Source organism: Actinomadura xylanilytica, from assembly GCF_030283145.1.
Classification (GTDB): Bacteria; Actinomycetota; Actinomycetes; order Streptosporangiales; family Streptosporangiaceae; genus Spirillospora; species Spirillospora xylanilytica.
This window is the reverse complement of record NZ_JASNWE010000001.1, coordinates 2,175,109-2,190,140: the sequence shown is the minus strand read 5'-3', so window position 1 is coordinate 2,190,140 and position 15,032 is coordinate 2,175,109. Positions and strand designations below refer to the sequence as shown.

17 protein-coding genes are annotated in these 15,032 nt (G+C 71.7%); 9 read left to right on the top strand and 8 right to left on the bottom strand.

Features of this window, described 5'->3' with window-relative positions; translation table 11 throughout:
• Position 1 precedes the first annotated feature (1 nt).
• Positions 2-877, bottom strand: a complete 876-nt coding sequence (locus QP090_RS10190; RefSeq protein WP_285938342.1) for a VOC family protein — start codon at positions 875-877, stop codon at positions 2-4.
• A gap of 89 nt (positions 878-966) precedes the next feature.
• On the opposite strand from QP090_RS10190, the gene QP090_RS10185 reads away from it, so the two are divergent.
• The 8 genes from QP090_RS10185 to QP090_RS10150 all read left to right on the top strand — a co-directional run bounded on the left by QP090_RS10185 (position 967) and on the right by QP090_RS10150 (position 8,185).
• Positions 967-1,590, top strand: a complete 624-nt coding sequence (locus QP090_RS10185) for a cupin domain-containing protein (RefSeq protein ID WP_285938341.1) — start codon at positions 967-969, stop codon at positions 1,588-1,590.
• A 78-nt stretch (positions 1,591-1,668) separates the two neighbouring features.
• Positions 1,669-2,013, top strand: coding sequence for a hypothetical protein (locus QP090_RS10180; RefSeq protein WP_285938340.1), 345 nt, complete (start codon positions 1,669-1,671; stop codon positions 2,011-2,013).
• Between the two features lie 18 nt (positions 2,014-2,031).
• Positions 2,032-2,835: an IclR family transcriptional regulator gene (locus tag QP090_RS10175; RefSeq protein ID WP_285938339.1), complete on the top strand. Its 804-nt coding sequence runs from the start codon at positions 2,032-2,034 to the stop codon at positions 2,833-2,835.
• Positions 2,836-3,026: 191 nt separating this feature from the next.
• Entirely contained in the window at positions 3,027-4,217 is a 1,191-nt protein-coding gene (locus QP090_RS10170; RefSeq protein ID WP_285938338.1) for an ABC transporter substrate-binding protein, read from the top strand.
• Entirely contained in the window at positions 4,214-5,083 is an 870-nt protein-coding gene (locus QP090_RS10165) for a branched-chain amino acid ABC transporter permease (RefSeq protein ID WP_285938337.1), read from the top strand. The genes QP090_RS10170 and QP090_RS10165 overlap by 4 nt, the downstream gene beginning before the upstream one ends.
• Positions 5,083-6,912, top strand: a complete 1,830-nt coding sequence (locus tag QP090_RS10160) for a branched-chain amino acid ABC transporter ATP-binding protein/permease (protein ID WP_285938336.1) — start codon at positions 5,083-5,085, stop codon at positions 6,910-6,912. Before QP090_RS10165 ends, QP090_RS10160 begins: the two co-directional genes overlap by 1 nt.
• The gene (locus tag QP090_RS10155; RefSeq protein ID WP_285938335.1) at positions 6,909-7,640 is read left to right on the top strand and encodes an ABC transporter ATP-binding protein; all 732 of its coding nucleotides are present in this window, start codon (positions 6,909-6,911) and stop codon (positions 7,638-7,640) included. The genes QP090_RS10160 and QP090_RS10155 overlap by 4 nt, the downstream gene beginning before the upstream one ends.
• Positions 7,641-7,768: 128 nt before the next feature.
• Positions 7,769-8,185, top strand: coding sequence for a spore-associated protein A (locus tag QP090_RS10150; RefSeq protein ID WP_285938334.1), 417 nt, complete (start codon positions 7,769-7,771; stop codon positions 8,183-8,185).
• 155 nt (positions 8,186-8,340) lie between these two features.
• Here the strand turns inward: QP090_RS10150 and QP090_RS10145 are convergent, their stop codons facing one another.
• From QP090_RS10145 to QP090_RS10125, 5 genes are all read right to left on the bottom strand, one after another.
• Positions 8,341-8,631, bottom strand: coding sequence for a hypothetical protein (locus QP090_RS10145; protein ID WP_285938332.1), 291 nt, complete (start codon positions 8,629-8,631; stop codon positions 8,341-8,343).
• A 61-nt stretch (positions 8,632-8,692) separates the two neighbouring features.
• Positions 8,693-9,241, bottom strand: a complete 549-nt coding sequence (locus tag QP090_RS10140) for a MauE/DoxX family redox-associated membrane protein (protein ID WP_285938331.1) — start codon at positions 9,239-9,241, stop codon at positions 8,693-8,695.
• A gap of 84 nt (positions 9,242-9,325) precedes the next feature.
• Positions 9,326-9,511 (bottom strand): hypothetical protein, encoded by a 186-nt coding sequence (locus tag QP090_RS10135; RefSeq protein WP_285938330.1) that lies wholly within the window; start codon positions 9,509-9,511, stop codon positions 9,326-9,328.
• A 257-nt stretch (positions 9,512-9,768) separates the two neighbouring features.
• Positions 9,769-11,001 carry a DUF4437 domain-containing protein gene (locus tag QP090_RS10130; RefSeq protein ID WP_285938628.1) on the bottom strand — a complete coding sequence of 411 codons (1,233 nt, stop codon included), beginning with the start codon at positions 10,999-11,001 and terminating at the stop codon, positions 9,769-9,771.
• Between the two features lie 52 nt (positions 11,002-11,053).
• Complete coding sequence (locus QP090_RS10125) at positions 11,054-12,553, bottom strand: class I adenylate-forming enzyme family protein (RefSeq protein WP_285938329.1); 1,500 nt, start codon at positions 12,551-12,553, stop codon at positions 11,054-11,056.
• A 131-nt stretch (positions 12,554-12,684) separates the two neighbouring features.
• Here QP090_RS10125 and QP090_RS10120 point away from each other — a divergent pair, with 131 nt between their 5' ends.
• The gene (locus tag QP090_RS10120; protein WP_285938327.1) at positions 12,685-13,428 is read left to right on the top strand and encodes a FadR/GntR family transcriptional regulator; all 744 of its coding nucleotides are present in this window, start codon (positions 12,685-12,687) and stop codon (positions 13,426-13,428) included.
• A gap of 71 nt (positions 13,429-13,499) precedes the next feature.
• Here the strand turns inward: QP090_RS10120 and QP090_RS10115 are convergent, their stop codons facing one another.
• On the bottom strand, positions 13,500-13,952 hold the full coding sequence (locus QP090_RS10115; RefSeq protein WP_285938326.1) for a DUF3598 family protein: 453 nt from the start codon (positions 13,950-13,952) through the stop codon (positions 13,500-13,502).
• Positions 13,953-13,988: 36 nt separating this feature from the next.
• The gene (locus QP090_RS10110) at positions 13,989-15,020 is read right to left on the bottom strand and encodes a nitrilase-related carbon-nitrogen hydrolase (RefSeq protein WP_285938325.1); all 1,032 of its coding nucleotides are present in this window, start codon (positions 15,018-15,020) and stop codon (positions 13,989-13,991) included.
• Positions 15,021-15,032: the final 12 nt, after the last annotated feature.

The following is a 15,032-nucleotide window of genomic DNA, read 5'->3' as shown; positions in this document are numbered from 1 at the left end:
GTCAGCCTTCGGCGCGCGTCCAGAACTCCAGGTGCACGCCGTCGGGCGACTCGGCGGTGAAGGCCGGGCCGCCGCGCAACCCGCTGTCCGTGAGGGCGCCGACGCGCGCGCCCGCGTCCTCCAGCAGGGCGCGGGCCGCGGCCACGTCCGGGACGGTGAACACGCCCGAGCGCATGCCCGAGGTGAACGCGGAGTCGCCCGCGGGGAGGTCGAGGCCGGGGAAGCTGATCAGCTCGACGCGGGCGCCGTGCCCGTCCCAGAACAGGTCCAGGATGATCTCGGCGTCCGGGTCGTCCAGCCCGATCAGCCGCGCCACCACCGGGTCGACCACGCGCTGCGAGTAGAGCTGGACGAGCCCGAGCCTTGGCCAGAACGCGGCGTCGCAGCCGGCGGTCAGGTGCACGGCGGCCTGGAGTTCGGAGTGCCGCCGCGCGGGGTCGCCGTCCAGCAGGCTGGCCCGCCGCGAGCTGCCCTCGATGATCACCACGGCGACGCCGCCGGGGCCGGTGACCCGGCACTCGGCGAACGGCCGGTCGCCGAGCTCCCAGCGGGAGATCGCGGACGCGGTCGCCCCCGCCGCGACGAGCTCGGCGGCGCTGGCCTCGATGTCGCTGGTGTAGACGTCGACCGCGTAGCCGCCGAGGCTCAGCGCGGTGCTCCCCTCGGGGGCCGCCACCAGGAGCAGGCCGCCGTCATCCGCGCCCTCGGGGAGGAACAGCGCCTCCTCGGCCGGTCCGGCGAGGCCGTAGAGCGCCCCGGCGGCGTCCGCCGCGAGGGTGCCGCGGTGCCGCTCGGTGTAGCCGAGCACGCCGAGGAACGACGCGGCGGCGGGCAGGTCGTGGCATCCGAGGACGGCGTACCGCGGGCTGCTGAGCATGGACCCTCCAAGGGGGACGGCGACCGGGTGGCCGACCCGGATGCTATCTGAAACACTGTTCCGAATAAAGAAACAGATGGAGGACGTCGATGACGCTGCGCACGGCCGACGCGGACCCCCGCGGCGCGGATCTCCCCTGGGTCCCGTTCACGATCCCCGGATCGGACCCGGCCGTGGGGATGGTCCGGCTGGAGGTCGATCCCGCCGACGGGAGCTCGACCTCGCTGGTCCGGTTCCCGCCCGGATGGACCCGTCCGGTCGCCGGGCACTACGCCTGCGACGAGGAGTTCGTCGTGCTCGAGGGCGAGCTGATCGTGTCCGGTACGGCCTACCGGCCGGGCGACCGCGCCCTGATCCCGCGCGGCACCGTCCGGATCGACTCCAACAGCAGGTCAGGGGCTCTGACGCTGGCCTGGTTCGCCGGGATCCCGCGCTGGGTGGAAGGCCCGGCCGACTACGTCCCCGCGCCCTCCGAGCGGACGCCGCTGCGCTCGGTCCGGGTCCCGGCGGGCGGCCTGCCGCTGCGCACCGGGACCGCGAGCGAGACCCGGCTGTACGCGACCGCGCCCACGACGTTCGGCCGGACGGCCGCGCCCGCACCCGCGGCCCGCGCGCTCTGGCTGGACGGCCCGCGCTGGACGGCGTCCGCCCCGGGCGAGCCGCTCCCGGATCGTCCCGGACGCGTGTTCCTTCACCTCAGGTATTCCAATTAGCGGAAAGCTGTTACAAGATGTCCCGCAGAGTTGAGGCGTGACGCCGTCACGTCCAGCGGAACGCTTCGGAGGACCATCATGATCTACCTCGTGTACCGGATGCGGCTGAGCGAGCGGGCGCGCCGCAACCAGAAGGAGTTCTGGGCCTGGCTGGAGGACCGCGAGCGCTGGTTCTACCGCGACCTGCCCTCGGTGAAGTCGGTCCGCTGGTACTACAGCGTGATCGGCGACGTCTACACCATCGAGAACTGGGCCGCGTTCGAGGACGAGGCGGGCTGGGGTGCCTACCGCGCCGCGCTCGGCGGGCTGAAGGCCGACGCCGAGTGGGAGGGCGAGCGCGTCACCCAGGACGACTGGTGGGAGTTCCTCGACACCCGGATCGTCACCGACCCGCCGGTGCCCATCGGCCTGAACCGCGACTGAGACGGGGGGAGCGCCGCCATGCCCCAGGACACCCGGAGCGCCGCCGGCCGGCTCGGCCAGTCGGCCACCACGGTGGAGCGGGCGGCGGACGTGCTGGTGCTGTTCACCGCGCCCGGCGCCCGGACGCTCGGCGTCACCGAGATCGCCGACGTGCTCGGGCTCTCCAAACCCGCGGTGCACCGCATCCTCACCTCGCTGCGCAGCCGCGGGCTGGTCGAGGTCGACGCCGAGACCCGCCGGTACGCGCTCGGGCTGACCGCGATGCGGCTCGGCCTGGCCTACCTGGACGCCATCGACGTGCGGCGGCTGGCGGCCCCGGACCTGGTCGCGCTCTCCCGGGCGACGCGGGAGACCGCGACGCTGTCGTCCCGGGTCGGCGCGCAGCGCGTCTACATCGACCAGGTGACCCCGGACCGCGAGGTCCTCATGTCGGTGACGCTCGGCGTCCCGTTCCCGCTGCACGCGGGCGCGTCGTCGAAGGCGTTCCTGGCCTTCCTCCCGGACGCCGAGGTCGAGGAGTACCTCTCGGTCGACCACTTCAGCCGGCTCACCGACCGGACTGTGGTCGACCCCGAGGCCCTCCGGCCCGAGCTGGAGGAGATCCGCCGGGACGGCTACGCCCGGTCGTTCGCCGAACGGCAGTCCGGTGCCGCCTCGGTCGCCGCGCCGGTCTTCGACCACCACGGCCGTCCGGCCGCCGTCGTCAGCGTCTGCGGACCGGTCGAGCGGTTCCGCGGGGAGGCCGGGGCGTGCGCCGCCGCGCTGCTCGAGGTGACCGCCCGGCTTTCCACTCTCATGGGTCACGTCACCGACAGGGGCTGAGAGGACGCTCCAGGCCCCGGCCGCGCCCGCTCCGGCGGGCGCGGCGATTTCCTGCGTTCCCGCAGCTCAGCGCGTAACAAAAACGTCATAGACTTAAAAGTCAGACCTATTGACACTGTGACGAGCGCCTCTATAGCGTCCATCGCACGGAACCGCGTTCCGAGAAAAGGAACATCCTGGTGGAGGTGCAGATGCGCAGATCAGTCGTCACGGCCGTCGCGGGACTCGCGGCGCTCGCCGTGACCGCGACCGGATGTTCGGGAAAGAGCGCCGACGGCAAGCCGGAGATCCAGGTGGGCCTCATCTCCCCGATGAGCGGTCCCTTCGCGGTCCTCGGGATCTCCCAGCAGAACTCGCTGAACGTGCAGATCGAGAAGATCAACGCCACCGGCGGGATCGACGGCGCCAAGCTCAAGCTGATCGTCCGCGACTCGGCGCTCGACCCCGGCAAGGCCGTCCAGGCCGCCAACGAGCTGGCCGGCAACGACGCGGTGAAGCTGGTCATCGGCCCGTCGCTGACCGCGTTCTACGACGCGGCCAAGGGCACCTACGAGAAGAACAAGAAGCTCAACTGCCAGCCGGCCGTCTCCACCGGCAGTTTCGCCGAGCTGAAGTACGGCTTCCGCTCGCAGGACCCGTTCCTGCTGGACGCCGAGAAGGTCGTCGGCTGGCTGAAGCAGGAGGGCGTCAAGTCCCTCGGCCTGGTCTACGAGGCCGACGACACCGGCAAGAACACCGACGCCGCGCTGAAGGAGATGCTGCCGAAGGCGGGCATCAAGTACCTCGGCTACCAGACGAACCGGGCCGACGACCAGAGCCACCGCGCCTACGTCGAGAAGTTCAAGAACGCCGGCGCCATCATGGTCTCCAGCAGCGCGGGCGGCTCCAAGACGATGGCCGCCGCGGCGGAGATCGGCTTCAAGGGCAAGCTCGTCGGCGGCGGCTCGGGCATGCAGAACATCTCGTTCGTCGAGGCCGCCGGTGACGCCGCCGACGGCGCGGTCTTCCCCGCCCCCCTCTACCAGTACCCCGAGCGCATCGACCGGGCCCAGTGGAAGCCGGGCTACCTGGAGCACATCAAGGCGATCGAGGCCAAGTACGGCAAGAACGTCGGCCCGAAGACCGGCGCGACCTCGCCGAAGGGCGCGGCCATCACCGCCGACTGCCTGTTCGCGTTCGAGCAGGCGGTGAAGGCCGTCAAGAGCACCGACGCCGAGAAGGTCGCCCCCGCCATCGAGGCGCTCGACCTCACCGCCGAGCAGACCCCGTCCGGCAACGCCGTCAAGCCCGGCAAGACCCACGAGTTCTACAACGAGGTCCACCTCTACCAGTGGAGCAAGGACGCCAAGGGCTGGTTCACCAAGGAGATCTCCTCGTCGTGAGCGCTCAGGTCTGGATCGACGGGCTGTTCGCCGGGGCGATCTACGCGCTGGTCGCGCTCGCCCTGGCGATCGTCTTCCAGCCGACCCGGGTGATGAACTTCGCCCAGGGCGAGCCGATCGTGCTCGGTGCGGCGATCAGCTACCAGGTCGTCGCGCTGTGGCACTGGGGCTGGCCGGCCGCGCTGGCCCTCACGCTCGGGCTCGGCGTGGTGATGGGGCTGCTGACCGAGCGAATGATCATGCTTCCGGTGCGGCTGTCCGGCTCCCGGTACGCCTGGATCATCGCGACGCTGGCCGCCGCGATGATCTTCCAGGCGCTGTTCACGCTCCGCTTCTACGACGTGGACGCGCTGCGGCCCAAGGCGCTGGTGTCCGGCTTCCTGGACATCTTCGGGCAGCGGATCTCCTGGCAGCAGCTCCTGACGATCGCGGTCGCGATCGTGGTGGTCGCCGGCTACGACGCCTTCCTGCGGCTCACCGCCTACGGGCGCGCCATCCGGGCGGCCTCGCACGACGCCGACGCCGCCGTGATCATGGGCATCCCGGTCCGCCGGATCGTGCTGCTCAGCTTCGTGATCGCCGCGGTGATCTGCGCCTTCGCCGGCGTGCTGGCCGCGCCGATCCTGTTCATCGGACCGGCCTCGGGGCTGGTGTTCACCATCAAGGGGTTCACCGCCGCGGTGATCGGCGGCGTCGGCTCGCCGCGCGGCGCGCTGGCCGGCGGCATGATCGTCGGCCTGCTGGACGCGGTCATCCGCAACCTGACCAGCGCCACCATCGGCGACTTCGTGGTCTTCGGGCTGCTCGCGCTGATCCTGGTGGCCTTCCCCTCCGGTCTGTTCGGCAAGCCGATGGAGGCGCACTGATGAGCGCACCGATGAGCGCACCCGCGCGAGCGTCGGCCCTGACCAGGGCGATGCGGTGGCTGCCCGCGGGGCTGACGGCGGTCGCCGCTGCGCTGCTGCTCGCCTGGCCCTCGCTCACCGACTTCTACAGCTACAACGCCTCGTACTACAACGGCATCGTCGCGTCCGCCGCGATCAGTGCGATCCTCACGATCTCGCTGAACATGTCGATGGGGTACGGCGGGCTGCTGTCGATGATGCACACCGGCATGCAGCTGCTCGGCGGCTACGCCGTCGCGTACACCACCGTTAAGGCCGGGCTGCCCTGGCTCGTCGGGGTCGCGCTGGCGATGGCGCTCGGCGCGGCCTTCTCCGCCCTGGTCCTGGTGATCAGCCTCCGCGCGACATACCTCTACTTCGGCATGATCACCCTGGCCGCCAACCTGATCGTGGTGGAGGGCGGCAAGTCCTGGGAGGCGGTCACCGACGGGGTCAACGGCATCGTCGGGGTGACCCCGGGCGGGCTGTCCAAGACCGCGTTCTACTACGTCACCCTCCTGGCCCTGGTCCTCACCTACATCGTCCAGCGCAACCTGGTCCGCAGCGGCGTCGGCCGCGCGGTGATGGCGGTGAAGGAGAGCACCGACACCGCCTCGGCCATGGGCATCAGGCCCACCCGCACCAAGGTGCTGGTCTTCACCCTGGCCGGCGCGATCGCCGGGCTCGCCGGCGGGCTGTACGCGTTGCAGCTCGGGTTCATCAACCCCGACGTCGGGCTGCTCGACAACGGCCTGGTGTTCTTCGTCGGGCTGTTCCTCGGCGGCATCGGCACCCTGGCCGGCCCGGTGCTCGGCGTCGCGGTGATCGCCGTGGTGGTCGAGCTGATCAAGGACTACGCCCGCTACACCACGCTGTTCCTCGGCCTCACCCTGCTGATCGCCATGATGGTGATCCCCAAGGGCGTGGTCGGCACCTGGCGGGGCAGCCGGTTCGGCCGGCCGCCGGACGGCACCGACGCCGAACCGTCCGGCGGGCTGCCCGAATCGGTGCTGCCGGGCGCCGTCGACCGCGAGGTCCCCGCCCTGGAGGGACGCGGCCTGGTCAAGCACTTCGGCGGCGTCAAGGCCGTCGACGGCGTCGACGTGTCGGTGGCCGCGGGCAGCGTGCACGGCATCATCGGGCCGAACGGCTCCGGCAAGTCCACCACCGTCGCCTGCCTCACCCGGTTCCACAAGGTGGACGCGGGCGAGGTGCTGATCTGCGGCGAGCCCGCCCCGGACCGGCCGTGGGCCGTCGCCGAGAGCGGCGTCACCCGCGTCTTCCAGGTCCCGCACCTGTTCGCGCAGCAGTCGGTGCTCGACAACGTCCTCACCGGGATGCGCGGGCGCGAGGACTACGGCTGGATCTCGGCCGTCCTGCGGCTCCCGGCGTACCGGCGGCGCGAACGCGCCTCCCGCGCCGAGGCCGCCGAGCTCCTGGCGTTCGCCGGCCTGGGCGGACGCGCCGGGCAGCTCGCCGGGGACCTCTCGCACGGGCAGAAGCGCCTCCTGGAGGTCGTCCGCGCCGTGGCGTCCGGACCCCGGGTGCTGATCCTGGACGAGCCCGCCACCGGTCTGGTCCCCGCCGAGATCGACGCCCTCACCCGGCTCTGCCGCGCGTTCCGCGACCACGGCCTCGCGGTGGTGCTGATCGAGCACAACATGGACTTCGTCATGGACGTCTGCGACCGGCTCACCGTCATCGACAGCGGCAAGGTGATCGCCTGCGGTCCGCCCGCCGACGTCCGCGCCGATCCCCAGGTGCTGGACGCCTACCTGGGCCGCCCCGACCTGGTGGAGGACCTGACGTGACCGCGCTGCTGGAGATGAGCGGAATCAAGGCCGGCTACGGCGGCGTCCGCGTCCTGGACGAGGTCGGCGTGACGGTGGGGGAGGGCGAGTTCGTCGTCCTGCTCGGCCCGAACGGCGCCGGCAAGAGCACCACCCTCAAGGTGCTGTCGGGCCTGCTGAAGCCGTCCGCCGGGACGGTCGTGTTCGCGGGGAAGGACGTCACGAAGGTCCCCGGCTGGCGCCGCACCGGCCTCGGCATCGGGCACGTCCCGGAGGGCCGCCGGATCTTCCCCGACCACACCGTGCTGGAGAACCTCCAGCTCGGGAGCTTCCCGCTGCGCCGCAGCCGCGCCCGCACCCAGACGCTGATGGACGAGGTCCTGGAGCTGTTCCCCCGCCTGGCCGAACGCCGGGACCAGGCGGCGGGCACCCTGTCCGGCGGCGAGGCGCAGATGCTCGCCGTCGGCCGGGCCCTCATGAGCGAACCGAAGCTCCTCGTCCTGGACGAGCCGTCCCTCGGCCTGGCCCCGCTCAAGGCCGCCGAGCTGTTCTCCTACGTCAAGCGCCTCCACGCCGAACGCGGCATGTCGGTGCTCCTCGTCGAGCAGCTCGCCATGATCGCCCTGAAGCTGGCCGACCGCGCCTACGTCCTGGAACGGGGCCGCATCGGACTGTCCGGAACCGCCGCCGAAGTGGAGGCCGACCCCATGGTCAAGACCCTCTACCTGGGCGGCGAATCCGCGGCCTGACCTGCACGTTCGCCCCGGGCCGCGGCCCGGGGCGGACCTTGGGCCCCCGGGCCCTTGCCGGGTCCGAAATGTCACCGCGATCATGACGCCCGAGGCCGGTCATGGTGATCGGCGAAGGGACGTCCTCCATGCGCAGCAAGCGAATGACCGCGGCCGGTGCCGCGGCAGTGACCGCCGCCAGTGTCCTCACCCTGGGCGCGCCCCCCGCGAACGCCGCGGGCCCCTGCGGTGCCGGCTACTCGCGCATCGACGTCTACAACATCGGTGACAGCTTCAAGGTCGGCAGCATCGAGCTGTACTACAACTCCTCCAACGGCAAGAACTGCGCGCTCACCTACGGGACCGATCCCGGAGTGGCCGGCTGGAAGCAGATCATCATGTACGCGACCGACGGCTCGACCGTCAGCGTCCACGACGACGGCGCCTACAAGTACTACGCGGGCCCGGTCTACCTCGAGGCCAAGGGCAAGTGCCTCAACCTCACCGGTGGCATCTTCTCCAGCCGGAGCTACTACCGGAACGTGAAGAAGGTCCACTGCGGCTGACCACGAGCGGCCGGTGCCCCAAAGGCCACCGGCCGCCTCCGCCCCGTCCAGGATCCGGGTGGCCGCACGTCATCCCCGGCGCGCTCGCGTCGGTCCCATGAGCTACGGCGTGCTCTCCACCGGGTACTCATAGCGGGAGGCGGCACACCGCGTTCTCATCCGGGCTCGGCCGGCAGCCTCCTCAGCACCACGCCGAGCAGGAGGTCCCCGTGGAAGTAGCCGAGCTCACGTGAGTCGCTGCTGGCGGACGGGTCGTCGCCGACGGCGACCAGCCGGCCGTCCGGGACCGCCCGCTCGGGCACCGCCGCCAGCGCCGGCACCGCGTTCCTCGGCACCGGGCCGGAGCGCGGGCGGCGCCCGCCACCACTGGCCCGATCATGAGAGCTCGTCTCGTATCCGGCGGCCTGGAGGGTGAACAGCCGGGCGTAGGTCCCGTCCAGCGCCATCAGGGCGCGTGCCCGCCCGGTGGTGGTCGAACAGCAGGGATCCGCTGGTGCCCGTCCGCGATCAGATCCTTCCGGGATCGCCGAACAGGAACACCAGGTCGTCGAGGAAGACCGCCACGACGGCGAGCGCGCTCCCGGCGGCGGCGGCGACCGCCAGTCCGCTGGCCTCGGCGCCGCCGAGCAGCGCGAACAGCGTGCTGGTCGGCCCAGTCAGCAGGACGCCGGCGGCGCCCGCGGCGGCCAGCGCCGCGAGCAGCGCGGCGCGGACCAGGTGGGCCGGGCCGAGCGGGGCCGCGGACGTGCTGAAGCAGCGGCACGGGGCCCGGCGGCCCGTCCGCAGCGCGGCGCCGATGGCGGCGCCGAAGGCGGCCAGCAGCAGCGCGGCGAGGGCGAACCCGGCGGCCGGGGCGATCAGCAGCAGCGGCGGCGTCGCCAACTCTCCGGCGAGCACCGCGACCGCCGCCGGGCGCGCGGGCAGCCGCGGCACCAGCCGGGGGACCGAACCGGCGAAGCCGGCGAAGGCCGTCCGGCCGCGTATCTTGCCCGCCGCGGAGACCGCGAAGACCTCCGCGAGCAGGACCGCCACCGCGAAGACGATCAGATCGGCCACCCGGACTCCTTCCACCGCGACATGACCTGACCGGGACGCGCGGGTGGGGGCGGCCCGTTCGCCGCCCCCACCCGCCCGGCCCGCTCAGCAGGTGTTGCAGGCCCGGCAGCCCCAGGGCTCGCAGACCGCGGAGATGCAGTCGCGGTAGCAGATCTTGGAGTAGGTGCTGGCGCAGCAAACGCACTTGGTCTGTGTGGCCGCGGACGCTTCAGCGCGCGGGACCAGCCTCGACACCAGTTGGTCGGCCAGCCTCAGAACGCTTCGTGCCATGCCGCCGCCTTTCACTCAGGAGAACCGGTTGTGGCCTCTGGTGCAGCACGGTACGCGGCGGAAATCGGCTGGCAAGGGGAAGGAACGCGGCAGATATTCAGGATGTGTTCTGAACACGAAAAGGGACGCGAAAAGGGGACGCGGAAGGGCGGGCGAAAAGGGAACGTGAGAAAAGGGGACGCGGAAGAGGGGCCGGGTTGCTCCGGCCCCTCTTCCGCGCGGGTCCCGCCCGGGGCTGCTCCGGGGAGGGCCCTGGACTACATCCCGTCGCCGTCCCAGCGGCCGGCGGAGCGGCTGCGGACGGGGAGGGTGGACAGGATGGGGGCGGGGATGTGCTCGCCCTTCTCCCAGGCGCGGCCCTGGCCCCAGTTGTGGCTGTGCTCGTCGGTCCGCTCGGCGGTGTGCTCCAGGGACGCGGGGTCGGCTCCCCAGTCGGCCGTCGGCGCGTGCTCGTGGTCATGGTCGTGCTCGTGGTCATGGTCGTGACCATGGCCGGCCTGGAGGGCCTTCGCGTCGAGGGCCTTGGCGAGGGCGATCAGGCTGGGGTCGGTGCCCCGGCCGTGCGGGACGTAGTCGGCGTCGGGGGCGCCCAGCGAGCGCTGGAAGGCCACCGACTCCTCCAGTTCGCGGATGTTCTTGGCGTTGCGGCGGGGCGGCCGGGACGCCAGGTCGTGGGACGACTGCGACCAGCGCATCCGGCCCTCGTCCGGGCCGTAGTTGACGGCCTCGCCGCCCCAGCGCACCCACTCGTTCTGGGTGTACCAGTTCGTCAGCTCGCCGTCGGAGCGCATCAGCCAGGTCGCGCCGCCCTCTTCACTGGTGAAGTGGCCGTGCTTGACCCGGGCCGGACGGAAGAAGTAGGTGCCGAGGTCCAGGGTGCCGAAGTTGTACTCCATGTGGCCCTGGATCGTGTACGCCTCCTCGTAGCACGGGTGGTGCGCGAGGCGGTGGTCGGTCCAGCCCTCCTGGGCGTGCACGAGGCGGGTGTAGAACCCGGTGTGCGGGTCGACGTGCAGGTACTTGATGAACAGGCCGGGCATCGGGCCCGCGACCGGCACCGCGTCCCAGTTCATCGCCTCGGTGTCGGTGACGATGACCTCCTCGCGGGCGTCGGCCCAGGCGGGCGCGCGGACGCTGTCCACCGCGTCGAAGCCGGCGTCGCCGTACTCGCGGTAGAGCAGGACCCGGGTGCCCTCGGCGAAGGTGATCGCCTCGACCGGGATGCCCTTGGGGGCGTACACGTAGCCGCCCTTGCCGATCTTCTGGTCGCCGTAGGTCATCCCGCCTTCGAGCACGTAGTACTCGGTGTTGGCGTGGTGGATGCCGGGTCCGCGGCCCCAGCGGGTGTGGAAGTCGACCCGCAGCGAGCTGGAGCCGTCCTCCTCGTCCACCGACAGCCGACGCTCGCTGGCCCGGCCTTCGCCGCCGACGAGTTCGGCGCCGTGCCAGACGTAGTCGTTCTCCTGGATGAGTTCGACGTGGGGTCGCATGGTCACCTCTCCTGAAAATATGTGAGTGTCGGTCAGTGCCGGAGCCGGCGGGCTAGCGGTCGCGGAGCTCGCGCTTGAGCACCTTGCCGGAGGCGTTGCGCGGGAGGACCGGGAGGAACTCCACGCTGCGCGGCACCTTGGGGCCGGACAGCCGCTCGCGGCAGTGCGCGTCCAGGGCGGCGGGGTCGACGGTCGCGCCGGGCAGGGCCACGACGTACGCGGCGACGCGCTCGCCCCACTGCTCGTCGGGCGCCCCGACGACCGCGGTGTCGGCGACGCCGGGGAAGGCGTTGATGACGTCCTCGACCTCGCGCGGGGCGATGTTCACCCCGCCGGAAATGATCATGTCCTTCTTGCGGTCCACCACGTAGATGAACCCGTCCTCGTCCCGGACGACGATGTCGCCGCTGGTGAGGAAGCCGTCCTCGGTCGTGCAGGCGGCGGTCGCCGCGTCGTCGCCGAGGTAGCCGTTCATCAGGAACGGGGAGCGGCTGAACAGCTCGCCGCGCTCGCCCGCCGCGACCGGGCGGCCCTCGTCGTCGACGACCCGGACCTCGGTCATGTACCAGGGCAGGCCCACCGAGCCGGTGCGGTCGGCGTCGGCGGGACGGCAGTTGGTCACCACACCCGCCTCGGTCGAGCCGTACAGCTCGTGCACCCCGGCGTCCGGGAAGGCGCCCGCGACCCAGTCCTTCAGGACGGCGGGCAGCGCGGCGGCGTTGAAGTAGAGGGTGTCGAGGCTGGACAGGTCGTACCGGCGGCGGGGCTCGTCGCCGAGCGCGCGGAGCGTCTGCGCGTGCGTCGGGACGAGGAACGCCGACTGGGCCCGGTGCCGTTCGGCGAGGACGAGCAGGTGCTCGGGGTCCCACTTGGGCAGCATCACCACGGTGCCGCCGGCGACGACCGGGGCGTAGTCGAAGACCATCCCGGCGCCGTGGTACATCGGCGCCACGGCCAGGCTGGTGCGGCGGGCGCCGAGGCCCCACTCCATCGCCGACAGGTAGCACATCAGCGTCCGCGCGCGGTGGCTGCTGAGGACGCCCTTGGGCCTACCGGTGGTGCCGGAGGTGTAGTAGAGGCAGCACGGGTCGTTCTCGTCGACCGGGACCAGCGGGTCGGCGCCGGACGCCGAGTCCAGGGCCTTCTCGTACGAGGCGACGCCGGTCCCGCCGATGGTGAGCACAAGGTCGACGGGGACGGGCGGCTCGCCGTCGGACACGAAGGCGCGGGCGCCCGAGTGCTCCAGGATGTAGGCGGTCTCGGCACCGGTCAGCCGGGTCCCGATCGGCACCAGCACCAGCCCGGCCTTGGCCGCCGCGCAGATGATCTCGGGGAACTCCAGCCGGTTGCCGAGCTGGACCGCGACCCGGTCGCCCGGCCGCAGCCCGGCGGCGAGCAGGGTCTGCGCGAGCCGGCTCGCGCGGTCGTCGAGGGCGCGGTAGGTCAGGCTGCGGTCGCCGTCGATGACGGCGGGCCTGGACGGTGTCGCCGAGGCGAACTCGCGCACGCCTCCGGCCATCGAGAGCGCCGCGCCGCCCGGGAGCAGTGCCACGACACCACCTCCGTGTTCCGTAATCTGGAATCGAGTTCCGATGTGCGTACTCGAGCAGCATGTCGGGTGTCCGGTCGGCGCGTCAATGCCTGAAATCGAGAAAGTCTGACCTTTACCGTACGATGCTCGGGATGACTGTCGAGAAAGCTGGATCCGAGCGGCCCCCCACCCCGATGCCCGCCTACGCGGAGATCGCGGCGAGCCTGCGCGCGCGCATCCTCGCCGGTGACTACCGTCCCGGCGACCGGCTGCCGGTCGAGCCCGATCTGTCGGCCGAGCACGGCGTCAGCCGCAGCACGGTCCGCGAGGCGCTGCGGCTGCTGGCCAGCCAGAACCTGATCACCACCACCCGGGGGGTGGCGGGCGGCAGCTTCGTCGCCTACCCGCAGCCCGACCAGATCACCGAGTACCTGGTGACCAGCCTCAACCTGCTCGCGATCGACACGCAGATCACCGTCGACCAGCTCCTGGAGATCAGGGAGATGCTGGAGGTGCCGGCGGCCGGGCTGGCCGCGGCGCGGGCCGACGAGGCCGACCGGGCCGAACTGCGGGGCTCGCTGTTCGACCCCAGCACGCGCGACCCCACCGAGATCTTCGCGCCGAACCGGCACTTCCACACGGTGCTGCTCAAGATGGCCCGCAACCCGTTCCTCGAAGTGGTCACCCAGCCGGTGTTCCGGGTGCTCAACGAGCGGTTCCTGCGCGAGAACGCGCCGTCCCGCTTCTGGTACGGGGTCGACCACGACCACCGCGAGATCCTGTCCCGGATCGAGGCCGGCGACCAGGTGGGCGCCCGCGAGGCGTGCCACGCCCACCTGGAGAACCTGCGCGAGACCTACACCACCATCGACCGGACCACCCAGCCGGACGCCTGAGCGCCGAGCCCCGGGCCAGGGCGGGGGCCGGCCCGGGGGAGTGAGAGGGGGCGAGGGGGCCGCAGGGCCGTTCAGCCGACCTTGACCTCGTTGATCAGGGTCCGCTGGTAGCACACCCCGTTCTTGATCCACTGCCAGACCCGGCTGCGGTTGCGGCCGTCCTCGCTGAGCACGATCAGCTCGAAGAGCCGCAGGTCGGTGCCCTCCTCCTTGTAGATCCAGTTCAGGTACATGACCTGGTCGTCCAGCTCCCAGAACTCGCCGCGCAGCCGCTCGGTGTCGAAGGCGCAGTGCCCGTTCCCCTGGTACTTGCCGGGGAAGACCCGCTGCTCGGTGCGCCCGTCGGCCCAGGTGTAGTTGTTGACCTGGTGGTACTCGTACTCGCCGTCCTCGGGCAGCGAGCAGGTCAGCACCGAGTCGTGGTGATCGGTGACCGTGCCCTCGGCGTCGACGTAGGTGTAGGTGCCCTTCCACTCGCCCTCGTGCCGGGCCAGCAGCGGCATGTCCTCGCGGAACGTTCCCATCGGGTTTCCCTTCGTTACGGCTGGTGGAGCGGGGGGTCAGTGGGGGAGGCGGCCGATCGACTCCTGCTGCCGGCGGGCGAACCAGGCCCGCTCGGGCGCCCGGCCGGCCAGGCCGTTCGGCCGCTCGACGTCGTGCCGGCCGTACTCGCCGGCCCACAGTCCGGGCTTGACCCGCGACAGCAGGTTGCCCATGCCCGGACGGGCGCGGTAGCGGCGCAGCGCGGTGAGGTCGAGCTCGGCGGACGCGACGATGCTCTCGCCGCCGGCGGCCTCGGCCAGCACCCGGCCCTCGAAGTCGAGCACCTTGGAACCGCCGGAGGTGGAGTCGCCGGGGATCGGGATGCCGTGCAGACCGCCGCTGTTGGCCGAGACGACGTAGGCGAGGTTCTCGATGGCGCGGGCGCGCCGGCCGATCTCCTTCGGCGTCAGCGCCGGGCTGCTGATCTCCGAGGTGGAGTGGCAGAACACCTCGGCGCCGCGCAGCGCGAGGGCGCGGGCCAGTTCGGGGTAGAGGATCTCCTCGGACGCGATGCAGGCCAGGTTGCCGATCTCGGTCCGGGCGACGGGCAGCACCGCGTCCATCCCGTAGATCTCCAGGTAGCGGTCCCACACGTCGTAGGGCGAGGGCGAGTACAGCGAGTGCAGCCGCCGGTAGCGGAGCACCACCTCGCCGCTCGGGTCGATCACGAAGGACGCCTGGAAGTACAGCTCGGGGAAGTTCGGGTCGGACTCGTAGGCGTTGCCCGAGACGTGGAGTCCCAGGTCGGACGCGATGGTGCTCAGCGCCTCGTACTCGGGGCCGTCCGGCGCGAGCGCGGCCATGTCGCGCCAGCGCTCGAGGGGCTCGCCCATCGGGAAGCCGGTCAGGACGTACTCGGGCAGCACGACCAGCCGCAGGTCCGAGCCCACCCAGCGCTGCGCGGCGGCCATCTGGGCGCCGATCCGGGTGATGGAGGCGGCCATCGCCGTCCGGGCGTCGCCGGGGGCCAGGCCGTTGACGGCCTCGGTCCGCGTTTGCAGCGCGAGCGCCCGGTACGCGGTCACGGCCGGGGCCGGAGTCTGATTCACGTCCCGCTACCT

Excerpts from the sequence above, each read along its gene's own strand:
- QP090_RS10190 (WP_285938342.1), bottom strand. The coding sequence starts at position 877 with ATGCTCAGCAGCCCGCGGTACGCCGTCCTCGGATGCCACGACCTGCCC.
- QP090_RS10185 (WP_285938341.1), top strand. The coding sequence starts at position 967 with ATGACGCTGCGCACGGCCGACGCGGACCCCCGCGGCGCGGATCTCCCC.
- QP090_RS10180 (WP_285938340.1), top strand. The coding sequence starts at position 1,669 with ATGATCTACCTCGTGTACCGGATGCGGCTGAGCGAGCGGGCGCGCCGC.
- QP090_RS10175 (WP_285938339.1), top strand. The coding sequence starts at position 2,032 with ATGCCCCAGGACACCCGGAGCGCCGCCGGCCGGCTCGGCCAGTCGGCC.
- QP090_RS10170 (WP_285938338.1), top strand. The coding sequence starts at position 3,027 with ATGCGCAGATCAGTCGTCACGGCCGTCGCGGGACTCGCGGCGCTCGCC.
- QP090_RS10160 (WP_285938336.1), top strand. The coding sequence starts at position 5,083 with ATGAGCGCACCGATGAGCGCACCCGCGCGAGCGTCGGCCCTGACCAGG.
- QP090_RS10150 (WP_285938334.1), top strand. The coding sequence starts at position 7,769 with ATGCGCAGCAAGCGAATGACCGCGGCCGGTGCCGCGGCAGTGACCGCC.
- QP090_RS10145 (WP_285938332.1), bottom strand. The coding sequence starts at position 8,631 with ATGGCGCTGGACGGGACCTACGCCCGGCTGTTCACCCTCCAGGCCGCC.
- QP090_RS10135 (WP_285938330.1), bottom strand. The coding sequence starts at position 9,511 with ATGGCACGAAGCGTTCTGAGGCTGGCCGACCAACTGGTGTCGAGGCTG.
- QP090_RS10130 (WP_285938628.1), bottom strand. The coding sequence starts at position 11,001 with ATGCGACCCCACGTCGAACTCATCCAGGAGAACGACTACGTCTGGCAC.
- QP090_RS10120 (WP_285938327.1), top strand. The coding sequence starts at position 12,685 with ATGACTGTCGAGAAAGCTGGATCCGAGCGGCCCCCCACCCCGATGCCC.
- QP090_RS10115 (WP_285938326.1), bottom strand. The coding sequence starts at position 13,952 with ATGGGAACGTTCCGCGAGGACATGCCGCTGCTGGCCCGGCACGAGGGC.